This window comes from Mesobacillus jeotgali (assembly GCF_031759225.1).
Lineage (GTDB): Bacteria > Bacillota > Bacilli > Bacillales > Cytobacillaceae > Mesobacillus > Mesobacillus jeotgali_B.
The window spans coordinates 2,051,702-2,064,504 of record NZ_CP134494.1; the positions used below are offsets into that span (position 1 = coordinate 2,051,702).

Here is a 12,803-nt window from a genome sequence, read left to right on the forward strand (position 1 = left end):
CCTTTATATTACCAAATATATAAGTTTTACAGTATATTTTTTTGGTAGAATAGTATTAGTTACTTAACTTGTAGATGAAAGAGGTGCTGTAATTGAGTAATGAAACTCGGAAGGCTCGTGAAGAATTGTTAGATCGCTTAAGGAACGAGTTGGTTGGACCTGAGATAGATCAAGAAAAACTGGAGAATAAACCTTTACAGAGGTATCTTGCAGGAATACTCTGGCCAATGAAATCCAGTGTAGCTTCTATAGAAGATGAAAATGAATTGGTACATGGAAAAGAAACCTCTCAGGAATCAATTGAACAAATTGCTCCCCTGGCAAAAGCAATGAATCCATCTGCAATAGGAATATCTTTTTTAGTAGATAAAGCACAGCCGAAAATTAATGTAGATGTCACCTTTGGAATGTACGAAGAATTAGATGATAATTACTGGCAGAGAATCCCGTTAGAATTAAAGAGTTATACAATTGATTTACATAAAGATTTAGGTAAAAAGCATTCAAAAAGTATTTTAAAAGATGATAATAACAATCAAGAATTAAAAGAAAGAATTCGACTAGAATGGATTGTAAGAGAATATAAAAATAGTTTTGCAGTAAGTCTGTTTTTAGTTAATAGGTATGTGCAAGAAGTAGATGAATATGAGATTGATCATAAATGCGTCTTCCAGCCAAAAATCAAAGTCAGAAGTGAAAGTTCTGAATCAATAATGGTTCGTAATGCATTTTCAGATAATGAGAAGGGCTTTCAAGATGATGATACTCAGTCGAATGAGCTTTTATACCGAAACGAATCAGTTTTTGCAGTAGGACATAATGTTTCTGTTATGTGGAATCAGGTCAATCAAGAAACCGTTAAGGCCGGATATCTTGAGACTGAGATCATACCTGCTCACGAAATACCGATGGTAATACCTCCAGATTGGAATAAGGGCGGTACTTTAAACATGGAGGAACTTTCGGTTATAGAAAATCCTTCAAAAGTTAGAGAAGCCTTACAACCATTAATTAATGAATATAGAAAATGGATCCGACAAAGACGAAATGAAATAGATCTACTTGAATCTAAATATGTTGAAACGGCCAATAAACATATTGATAATTGCGATAAATCCGTCGATAGGATGGAAAAGGGTCTGAATAAAATAGAGAATGACGCCGATGTATTCAAAGCTTTTATATTCGCAAATAAAGTTATGGCTAAACAAAGATCCCATAGTGAGGCTATTGAAAAAAAGATATCACCTGATAAAGTTCAATCTTTCTGGAGGCCATTTCAAATTGCTTTTTTCCTTCAAAACATTGAAGGAATTGTGAATCCTAGTTCTAATGATCGAAAAATCGCAGACCTTCTTTGGTTCCCAACGGGTGGAGGTAAAACGGAGGCATATCTTGGATTAGCGGCATTTACCATTGGATATCGACGATTGAGTAACATTGAAGGGTATCGTACTGATGCAGGGGTGTCAGTCATAATGCGATATACTTTGAGACTTTTAACAATTCAACAATTCCAAAGGGCAACTGCTATGATTTGTGCATGCGAAGAGCTAAGAAAGGAGTCACCTGAAAACTGGGGAGAAAATAGATTTAGAATCGGCCTCTGGGTGGGTGATAGCAGTGTGCCTAATAGTTATGACGATGCAAAGAAAGTTATTTCAGCAAGAGAAGAAGCTATAAAGAACAATAATAATGATAGTTATTCTAGCAATATTAAAGGTACTCCAGTTCAGTTAGTTTCTTGCCCATGGTGTGGAACAAAGCTGGTCGACAAGGATAATCCAAAAGTGTTTTTAAGTGCTTATAAAGCTAAGGACAAAAAAAGAAGAATTTTGATTTCTTGCCCTAATAGAAATTGCTCATTCCATAGACATAATTCGGATGGGGAAGGGTTACCCGTATTGCTTACCGATGAGGAAATATATCGTCTTTTACCGGACATGGTTATTGCGACTGTTGATAAATTTGCAAGAATGCCATGGCAGCCAGAGATACAAAATTTGTTTGGTAAAGTAAAAGGAGAAGTGGATCACTGGGGTTTTATTTCCCATGGCAAGAACAAAATAGAACAAAATAATGCCAAGAATGTTGCTAGAAGTTTGGTAATTACTAATAATCAGCCTATTCATCCACCAAATTTAATTATTCAAGACGAACTACATTTAATATCAGGACCGCTTGGAACTATGGTGGGATTATATGAAACAGCTGTTGACTATTTATCTTCTATAGAATTTGAAGATGAAGTAATTGGACCAAAAGTAATTGCATCAACTGCTACGATAAAAAATGCTAATAAGCAAATCGAGGGACTATATAAAAGGGATACACAAATTTTCCCAAGCCCGGGTTTGATCCATAATGACTCCTTTTTTGCTAGACAAAGACCAATTGAAGAAATGCCGGGTCGCGTTTATGTTGGAGTCTTTGCTCCTGGAAGAAGTATGAAAACAACTTTACTAAGAATTATGGCGAATCTCTTGTCAAGTGTTACTGCAATGGAAAAAGACTATGACCATAATAGTCTCGATCCTTATCAAACGATCGTTGGTTATTTTAATAGTTTGCGTGAACTGGGTGGAGCAGTACGTTTAATAGAGGATGACGTACCAGCTCGTATGAAAACTCTTGAAAATCAATTTGATGAAGGTAGTATTTATAAGTTTATCAAACGAGAATTGGAACCGGATGTTCCAGAACTAACAAGTCGAATTGACTCCGGAAAAATCCCTGAACTTCTTGATAGATTGCAACAGGTATATCATAGCGATGGGGATATTAAACCTGTAGATGTCCTATTGGCCAGTAACATGATTTCAGTTGGAGTGGATGTTTCACGTTTGGGATTAATGGTAGTTAATGGTCAACCAAAAACTACAGCGGAATTTATACAATCAACAAGCCGTGTTGGGCGGAAATATCCTGGTTTTATAGTTACTTCATATAACTGGGCAAGGCCGAGGGATATTTCCCATTACGAAGAATTTTACGCTTACCATTCAGCATTATATCGTTATGTAGAGCCGATTAGTGTCACTCCGTTTTCATCAAGAGCACGAGATAAAGGACTGGCGGCTGTTTTGGTTTCAATGTTTAGACTTGGCAATCCAAGCCTTTCACCCAATAATGCAGCAAGCAATTTAGAAACTGTTAATGAACAAATAGAAAATATATTCAAGATATTCACGGATAGAGCTCGTTCAATGAATGTAGACCCGAGTGAAGTAGAGAGACACTTAGAAAAGCTAAAAGATGATTGGGAAACAGACGCAGAAAGAAGTGTGTTGAATTATTCCAAAAAGGTAAAAGATAATGAATCAAACTTACTTTATCCTTCAGGGAAAGAACGAGCTTCTGGAACATTTAAGACCCCTAATTCAATGAGAGACGTAGAACCTACTGCTGGAATCTACATTAGAAAGGATTGATTCCTTTGAATAAAAAAGTTGGAGAATTAAGACCAAGTCAGTTTATTACAACTTTCGGACCTGGGTCCATTGTTGATTTACCTGATTTTTCAGTAATCATAGGTGGGATTGATAAGTGGAACACTTTAGATGTCTCAAGAGCAGCTATTATTGAGGAACCACGCTTAAAGAGCAAGTTGAAGATAAAACAGATTAAATCAATACCAGTAAAAGACAACGATGAAATTGGCACTATTCCAGCGTATCGATTTCCCGAGTATCATGTTTGCCCTAATTGCAGGAAGTTAGGCAAAAGAGATGGTAGAGATTTCTTTGAAGAAGAAGGAGTTTTATATTGTAAAAACCCTGAAAGTGAGAAAGGTCCTTGCCCAAAAGTTAAAACTCACCCGGTTCGATTTATTACTTCATGTAAAAATGGACATATTCAGGATTTTCCCTGGTTCTGGTATGTGCATAAGGGACCAAAACCTGATTCTAAAAAATGCAAACTGTATTTAATAGATGAAGGGAAAACTGGATCGTTAAAAGATCTAGTAGTAAAGTGTAGTACATGTAATAAAGAAAGATCGATCAGCGAAGCACTATCAAATAAAAAAATATTAGGAAAGTGTTTAGGAGGAAGACCATGGTTGGGAGATAAAGAAGAAGGATGTGAACAGGAAACTGAACTGCTTTTAAGAGGAGCATCTAACTTATATTTTTCAGCCATTGAGAGTTCTATAGTGATTCCGCATAATTCTAATGAACTTGATGATTTTATAAGAAGTCATATTGATTTTTCTGATGAAGAATTAATTAATAATAGACCAATTTTTGACATGGTTATGAAAAGAGATTCAGATATATTACGTATAGGACTTGATAAAGCATGGGACATTGTCCAACGCTTGAAAGATAGCAGTAATATGGAGCAGGATATTAGAACTCCGGAATATGAAGCCTTACTTACTGAGCATAATCAGGTTAATGATATCAATTTTCAAACAGAAAAAGAAGAAGTACCAAGAAGGTTTAATAAATTTATTACTAATCTTATACGTGTGAAACGCTTGAAGGAGGTAATGGTACTAAAAGGTTTTACGAGAATCCATCCACTACCAGATTTGACAGCACGTCTTTCAGAGCATCCTGTTTCTGGAGAAATTAATGATTCAATCCAGTTAGCACCGATAAGTAAAGAGAAGTCAGATTGGCTACCCGGGGTTGAATCTTATGGAGAAGGAATCTTCCTGACAATTGATGATCAAAGATTACTAAAGTGGGAAGAAAAAAATAAGAAGTATGGACAGGGTATGGAAGTTGCTCACAAAAAAATGTTTAGGGAACGGGATTTTCCAAATGAAACAATTCCTGCTTTTCCTGGGTTAAGGTATGCACTACTTCATACTATTTCGCACGCATTAATTAGAGAACTTACAATACATTCAGGATATTCATCATCAGCATTAAAGGAAAGAATTTATTCTGACTCTGAAAATGGAATAGCAGGAATTTTAATTTACACTTCAACAGTTGATTCTGAAGGAAGTCTTGGAGGGCTTGTTGAATTAGGCAAGAGAGATAAATTTGAATCTATCCTTGCACGTGCACTTGCTGCCTCAAGATATTGTTCTGGCGACCCTCAATGTGCTGAACATGATGCTGAACAATTTACTGATGTTAATGGTGCTGCTTGTCATAGTTGTATGCTTATTGCGGAAACTTCTTGTGAAAAGTCTAATAGGTACCTTGATCGCTCTCTGTTAGTTGATATTGTTTCCAATTCAAAAAGGGAGTTTTTCGAACTTGAATAATTATCAAGACAAACTTAATAGATTTGTGCTTGCATGTATCAAAAACGAAAATTGTGTCATTTTGGATAGGCTACAGGAATACCTTGAGAATTATGATATGAGAAATGGGTATACCAGAGTAGTTTCCGATCTACAATTACCATTTGATATAGAAATTATTCTTTATGAAATGCTAAAAGAAGCATATTCAAAGAGACTGAATTCTACCAGGATTATAGAAGATATATCCTTATCTAGCAACTTGGCAATAAGGATGTTTGAGGAACAACCCAGTTTATCATCAGTATGGACTGGACCTTTATTTGATAGAAGAATAATGGCGCTAAAAACATATGAAACAGTTAAGGATTTAATAGATTCCGCTCAAAATGATATATTAATTGTCGGTTATAGTTTTTCTTTTAAATATGAGGAAGTTCTTAATGTGTTAAAAAGTATAGAAAACGCTGTTAAACGAAAATGTAATGTTAATTTTATCGTTAATAAAAAAGAAAGTAATTTAAGGGAAATAGTATCCAACTGGAAAGAAGAGAAACATAAATTAAATATCTTTCAATGGAAAGGAAGTCCGGAAAAAGACTTTACCAGTTTACATGCAAAACTTATAATTGTTGATCAAAGGGAAATGCTTATTACTTCAGCCAACTTTTCTTATCATGGATTTAAAAAAAATATTGAAACCGGCGTATTAATATGTAATCACACAGTTGTTAGTGAGATAAGGAATCAATACCTTTCTTTAATTAGAAATAATCATTTAGAAAGATACTTTTAAGTTAATGAAAAAAAGAAAACATTATACCGTTATAATGTTTTCTTTTTCTGTGCGCCCGGCATGGGTGCAGTCTATAGGGTGTAAGTCCCGAGCCATGAAGGCAGTAGTAGTGGTTAGCTTAACGCAAGGGTGTCCGCGGTGACGCGGAATCTGAAGGAAGCGAGCGGCAAACCTCCGGTCTGAGGAACACGAACTTCATATAAGGCTAGGTACCATTGGATGAGTTTGCAGAACAAAACAAAGTCCTTACTGCCGAAGGTGGTACAGAGTAAATGAAGCAGATAGATGGAGGGAAAGACTGTACTCTTACCCGGGGAGGTCTGATTGGAAAGCCAAGTACACTTGGTAACCTATCTAGCAATAGATAGCTGAACAATCAGAAGTCAGCAGAGGTCATAGTACTTTACCGGCTCGAGACGGTAAGGGAAGGACTGAACAATTAGGAAGAACGAGAACTAGGCATACAATTCCTGTGTAGAAGCAGACAATCCGAAAGGACTTACTTGAAGGAGGAAGTGGTGAATCCACAGGGGACTTCATGAGGGTGGAGCAGGAATAACATAATTAGATTTCTACGTTCACGTCGAAAGGAAATATCACATGTTAATGAATCTGATTCTATCACGGGAAAACTTAATAGAAGCACTTAAACGTGTGGAGAAGAACAAAGGGAGTCACGGCATAGATGGAATGTCCGTAAAATCCCTACGAAGACATCTCTATGAGAACTGGGACACCCTTTGTGATTCTTTAAGGAAAGGTACCTATCAACCTAACCCAGTACGTCGAGTCGAAATCCCGAAACCGAACGGTGGAGTAAGGTTACTTGGAATACCTACCGTGATAGATCGTTTCATCCAACAGGCAATCGCCCAAGTTTTAACTCCGCTTTTTGACCCAACCTTCTCGGAACATAGTTATGGGTTTAGGCCAAGCCGAAGAGGCCATGACGCTGTACGTAAAGCAAGGGGATATATAAGTGAAGGTTACAGATGGGTGATTGACATGGACTTGGAGAAGTTCTTTGACAAAGTGAATCATGACAAGCTGATGGGGATATTGGCAAGCAGAATCCAAGACCGATTGGTCTTGAAGCTAATTCGAAAATATCTCCAAGCAGGAATCATGATAAATGGTGTAGTCTACGATGCAGAAGAAGGAACACCACAAGGAGGTCCCCTGAGCCCTCTTCTTTCGAATATACTTTTGGATAAGCTTGATAAAGAACTAGAAAGGAGAGGTCACAAGTTTGTCCGATACGCCGATGATTGTAATATTTACATGAAATCGAAGAAAGCTGGAGAACGAGTAATGAACTCCATTACATGCTTCATTGAGCAGAAATTAAAGCTCAAAGTAAACAGAGGGAAATCAGCGGTTGACCGCCCGTGGAAACGAAAATTCCTTGGCTTTAGCTTTACGGTTAATAAGAAACCGAAGGTTCGAATAGCCAACGAAAGTGTTAAAAGGCTAAAAGCTAAAATACGAAAGTTAACATCCCGTTCTAAACCAATCCCCATGGAAGTTAGAATTGAGAAATTGAATCAATTTCTAACGGGATGGTGTGGATATTTTGCATTAGCTGATACACCAAGTAAATTCAAAGAATTTGATGAGTGGATTAGAAGAAGACTCCGTATGATTGAATGGAAACAATGGAAGAACCCGAAGACAAGAGTAAGAAAACTCAAAAGTCTTGGCGTTCCAGACCAAAAGGCATACGAATGGGGAAATTCCAGAAAGAAATTTTGGAGAATTGCCTCAAGTCCAATCTTACACAAAACCCTCGATAACTCTTATTGGAGTCATCGAGGGCTCAAAAGTCTATATCAAAGATATGAATTTCTACGTCACACTTAATTGAACCGCCGTATACCGAACGGTACGTACGGTGGTGTGAGAGGTCGGGGGTTAGTCACCCCCTCCTACTCGATTGTGTTTCTTATAGTATTAAATATAAGTATAAATATAGATAAAAAGAAAGAAGAAGAGATATGACGAAAGTGAAGATTTTAGATCTATTTGCTGGTGGTGGCGGATTTTCTGCAGGGTTTGCAAATTCCAGGAATAGTGACTTAGAGTTTGAGTTACACCGTGCCTTAGAAATAAACGAGGAAGCCTGTTTAACTCTAGAAAACAGATATGGTTCTCATAGAGTTATTAAAGGGGATATAACTAAACAAAGTGTAAAAGATAGAATATTAAATGATTGCAAAGGTGTCGATGTAATAATAGGTGGTCCTCCTTGCCAAACTTTTTCATTAGCTGGGCCTGCAAGGTCAGGATCCATAGAGATGAGAGAACAATTAAGGAATGATCCCCGTAATACACTCTATAAACACTTTTTAGAGCTTGTTGAAAAACTTAAGCCACCCTTTGTTGTTTTTGAGAATGTTGAAGGAATGGTATCTAAAAAAGTTGAAACAGACTTAAGTCAAAAGCAGGAAAAGGTTATTGAACTTGTTTGTGATGAACTTGAAGCATTGGGTTATCATACTAAAGTTGATGGGCAAGATAGAAGGTACCAGGTACTTAATTCAGCTGATTATGGAACTCCACAGGTTAGAAAAAGGATTATCATAATTGCTAACCGATTTAACATTGATAACCCAATGCCTATCCAGAGTCATGTTAGTAACTATCGAACTATAGGGGATGCAATTAAAGATTTGCCGATAAGACTTCCTATAATTAGTACTTCTAGAATGGAAAAGTTAAAAAACATAGAGACCTTAAAGAAGTATTACCCTGTCAGTTTAGATGCTTTTATGGATCGTATGGAAGACTTAACATTTCATGTCCATAGTGAACAACAAGGTATAAAAGAATTAAATTACCAATTAAAGGATTTTTATGAAAATATCAAGACAAGGAAAAACTATAAAATTAATGCATTGCATAACTTTATAAACTTTTATAATTTATTGGTAGAGAAGCTTGAGATAAACCGTTTCGGAGAAAATCCATTTAATCTGTCCCACCAATCAAGAGAACATAATTTTAGAGATGTAGTTATTTTTTCATTAATGAAACAGGGTAGTAATTCAGCAAGGTTCATGAATCCAATTAATGAGGATTATGATATTGTACTTGATGAGCTCTATCCATATGCAAGGTCCAAACATAAAGATACTTATGTAAAACATTCTTGGGATAGACCTTCTAATACGATACTGGCTCATATGGAAAAAGATGGATTAAAGTTTATACATCCTGAACAACCAAGAACATTTACCCCTTATGAAGCAGCATTATTACAATCCTTTCCTGATGATTATAGGTTTTATGGTGGCAGAAATGCACAGTTTAGACAAATAGGTAATGCGGTACCTCCAAAGATGGCTGAAGCAATAGGTAATGCTATTTTAAAAACCATATCGGACAACAGAAATATAATTAGACCAGAGATTATAGAGGTAAAATAATTGATGACCTACCAATTTTTATTGGTGGGTTTTTTTGTTATTAAGGATGTTTAAAATATATACATTTGGATTTTAAAGAAAAATAATGGGTAAATTATTGTATTACTAAGTGAAAAAGGTACGTGTTTTTGACGCCATTAATTATCCGAAAGTTGACGGTATTGCCTGTCCAGAATTAGTCGATTATAATGTCCGTATATAATTCGAAACATTTCGACATTTATTCTGGAGAAAGGAAAAGACGTCCCCCATAAATGTATAACTGCGCCAACAGTTATACAGGAGACGTCCCACCAAAAAGTATATGGTTATTGTATCAGATTATCAGCTGATTGAAAACACTCATACTGGAGTTTTTAGTTAGGGGTGCGGGGAGGATTCCTTCCCCATGCTGTGGTAAAGACATGTTGGTTAGAGGTACAAAGAATCGAAAAGCCAAGGATCATACAGGTCAGAGTAAAACATATAACATCCGAAGATTGCAGTGCACCAATTGTCAGACCATCCATCATGAACTTCCAGATTTATTGATTCCTTATAAACGCTATGAGGCTGAATGTATCGAAGACGTTCTTACGAACCCGTCCGCCCATATTGTTGCTGCCGATGATTCCACTCTTTCGAGATGGCACGGCTGGTTTCATCAATTTGTGGATTATTGGATTGGCTGTTTGAATTCCATCATGATCAGGACCAACCAGGGAAATATCCCCCAGGATGTCACGTCCAAATGTTCAGGGACCGCACTTCAAAGGATAGGACGCTTGGCAGGAGATGCCAATGGATGGCTGACAAGAATTGTCCGGCCCATCGTAAATATTAATTTATGGATACATACCCGTTCCGCATTCATTGTCCAATAGCACCTGATTTACACTCGTGATAGACACAGAGAGGAGAGTGTATCATGAGTGATCATAAGAAATCAGAAGAATTGGCAGTGCATCGTTTTCAGCTAATATCCCCTTTATTAGCAGAGGGGCTTGACGCTGGGAAAGTAAAGGAATTAAGAGACCAGATAGCGAAGGCCAGCGGTCTTTCAGAAAGAACCATCAGGCGATATTTGGCTCAATTTCAGGAAGATGGGTTTGGGGGACTAAAGCCACAAGGAAGAAAAGGTGCTCGAAAGTCTGAGGCTATCCCTCCTCATTTATTGGAACAGGCAATCCTTCTGCGTAAGGAAGTGCCGAGCCGGAGCGTGGCTCAAATCATACAGATACTCGAATGGGAAGGGTTGGCTGAACCAGGGCAGATCAAAAGATCAACGCTCCAGGAAAAGCTCGCTGAAAAAGGTTACAGCACCCGGCATATGCGACTCTATTCCCAGACAGGAGTAGCTGCCAGAAGATTTCAGAAGCGACATCGCAACCAACTCTGGCAGTCAGATATCAAGTATGGTCCCTACTTGCCGATTGGTCCGAATGGAATAAAGAAACAAGTGTATCTTGTCGCCTTTATCGATGACGCCACCAGGTTTGTGCTTCACGCAGCTTTCTATCCTACCTTGGATTCAAGGATCATCGAGGATGCCTTCCGCCAGGCTATCCAGAAGTATGGTGTTCCAGAGGCTGTTTATTTTGATAATGGAAAGCAATATCGAACCAAATGGATGTCGCGTACCTGCTCAAAAATAGGCACCCGCCTTACTTACACACGGCCGTACTCAGCTGAATCAAAAGGGAAAATTGAACGCTTCAATAGAATCATAGATTCATTCATTAGTGAGGCTGTCATCGAAAAGCCCAATACACTTGATCGTCTGAATGAGCTTTTCCAAGTGTGGCTCACAGAGTGTTATCAGAATAAGCCTCATTCTGCACTTGGGGAGAAAATCAGCCCGGAAACGGCATTTCGTTCAGATAAAAAAGCGATTAGGTTCATCGATCCTGATACCTTGAGTAATGCATTCCTCCATTGTGAAACAAGGAAAGTCGATAAATCAGGATGCATAAGTTTCATGGATCAAAAATATGAGGTCGGCCTGGCTTTCATTGGACGACAGGTTGAGGTGGTTTATGATCCTGCGAATATCGAGGAGCTTACCATTGAGTTCGAGGATCATACTCCTTGGAAAGCCAAGAAACTTGTCATTGGGGAAAGAGCTGGGAAGCGTCCTGCATTACCTGAGCACCTGCAGGTGCAGGGTGTAGAATCTTCAAGACTATTAAAGGCAGCTGAACGAAAGAACCAGGAACGCCTAACCGAACAGAAACCTGCCGTGACCTTCCGTGCCGTTTGGAAGGAGGAAGATTCCCGTGTTTGAAGCATTCTATGAAATGGACAACACTCCTTTCGCCAGAGATCTTCCGACTGATCAATTGTATGATTCCTCCATGGTGCAAGAAATCCTTGGTAGGCTGAAGTACACAGCTGAAAGACAGCTTTTTGCCGTTCTGAGTGGGGATAGTGGTACTGGAAAGACCACAACCATCCGTAAGTTTGTGGACAAATTGGATAAAGGGAAATTCCATATCCTTTACCTGTCCGACTCTAAGTTAACGCCTCGTCATTTTTACAAAGGTCTTTTGGAACAGTTAGGCTCTGAAGCGAAGTTTTATCGAGGAGATGCAAAACGGCAGCTTCATCGTGAGATTGAATTAATGAAAGGCATACGAGGGCTACAACCTGTAGTGGTAGTGGATGAAGCTCATCTTCTGGACCGGGAAATGCTTGAAGAGGTTCGTTTCCTACTGAACTTCAAAATGGATTCGCAAAGCCCGATGGCGCTTATCCTGGTCGGTCAAAGTGAATTATGGGATCGGCTTCGACTCCAATCATACGCAGCCATACGCCAAAGAATCGATATCCAGTTTCAGCTAGGACATCTCGACCGTGCCCAGGTTGAAGAATATGTTTCTAGGCACCTTCGATATGCCGGTGTTGATCAACCAATATTCTCTGATGGAGCACTTGACGAGATTCATCGCTTCTCTGGTGGTGCCGCAAGGCTCATTAATAAGCTCTGTACACATAGTCTTCTCTATGGTTCACAAAATGGCCGAAGGATCATTGATGATCATATGATCAAGCAAGTCATCCAGGGGGAACTTTCATGAAAACCCGCTGGAAAGAGATGAATTATAATGAAGAATTGGATTGTTGGGTTGTGTTTTGGGGAGAGAACTCCGGCTATAAGATGCGATGTGGTGAATGGTTTGATTTACATCTAGGAAATGGTCGGACCCTTTCCTGCCGCCTGGAGCTGGGCAGAGATTGGTATATTCTTACCGGCCGAAATGACGTTAGATTCTATCTTAAGAAAAATGAGACCTATCAAGTTGATTTGTAAAAACTTTTGGGAAGCATGTGAACTGCTTCCCTTTCAATTTTGGACAGTAGTTCCGTCAGTTTTAGGACAATTAACATCGTCAAGTTCTGG

9 protein-coding genes are annotated in these 12,803 nt (G+C 38.3%); all 9 read left to right on the forward strand.

Annotated elements, in window-relative coordinates:
* Window positions 1–92 precede the first annotated feature (92 nt).
* The 9 genes from drmA (at window position 93) to RH061_RS10290 (ending at window position 12,713) form a co-directional block, all read left to right on the forward strand.
* Complete coding sequence (drmA, locus tag RH061_RS10250; protein WP_311075833.1) at window positions 93–3,431, forward strand: DISARM system helicase DrmA; 3,339 nt, start codon at window positions 93–95, stop codon at window positions 3,429–3,431.
* 5 nt (window positions 3,432–3,436) lie between these two features.
* A complete protein-coding gene (locus RH061_RS10255; protein WP_311075835.1) occupies window positions 3,437–5,224 on the forward strand; it encodes a DrmB family protein in 1,788 nt (595 codons plus the stop codon).
* Window positions 5,217–5,999: a phospholipase D-like domain-containing protein gene (locus tag RH061_RS10260; RefSeq protein ID WP_311075837.1), complete on the forward strand. Its 783-nt coding sequence runs from the start codon at window positions 5,217–5,219 to the stop codon at window positions 5,997–5,999. Before RH061_RS10255 ends, RH061_RS10260 begins: the two co-directional genes overlap by 8 nt.
* Window positions 6,000–6,599: 600 nt before the next feature.
* Window positions 6,600–7,859, forward strand: a complete 1,260-nt coding sequence (gene ltrA, locus RH061_RS10265; RefSeq protein WP_311070432.1) for a group II intron reverse transcriptase/maturase — start codon at window positions 6,600–6,602, stop codon at window positions 7,857–7,859.
* Window positions 7,860–7,993: 134 nt separating this feature from the next.
* The gene (locus tag RH061_RS10270) at window positions 7,994–9,424 is read left to right on the forward strand and encodes a DNA cytosine methyltransferase (protein WP_311075838.1); all 1,431 of its coding nucleotides are present in this window, start codon (window positions 7,994–7,996) and stop codon (window positions 9,422–9,424) included.
* A gap of 332 nt (window positions 9,425–9,756) precedes the next feature.
* A complete protein-coding gene (locus RH061_RS10275) occupies window positions 9,757–10,287 on the forward strand; it encodes a DUF6431 domain-containing protein (protein ID WP_311070903.1) in 531 nt (176 codons plus the stop codon).
* A gap of 44 nt (window positions 10,288–10,331) precedes the next feature.
* Window positions 10,332–11,687: a DDE-type integrase/transposase/recombinase gene (locus RH061_RS10280; RefSeq protein ID WP_311070902.1), complete on the forward strand. Its 1,356-nt coding sequence runs from the start codon at window positions 10,332–10,334 to the stop codon at window positions 11,685–11,687.
* A complete protein-coding gene (locus RH061_RS10285) occupies window positions 11,680–12,480 on the forward strand; it encodes an ExeA family protein (RefSeq protein WP_311070901.1) in 801 nt (266 codons plus the stop codon). Before RH061_RS10280 ends, RH061_RS10285 begins: the two co-directional genes overlap by 8 nt.
* On the forward strand, window positions 12,477–12,713 hold the full coding sequence (locus tag RH061_RS10290; RefSeq protein ID WP_311070899.1) for a DUF5348 domain-containing protein: 237 nt from the start codon (window positions 12,477–12,479) through the stop codon (window positions 12,711–12,713). Before RH061_RS10285 ends, RH061_RS10290 begins: the two co-directional genes overlap by 4 nt.
* Window positions 12,714–12,803: the final 90 nt, after the last annotated feature.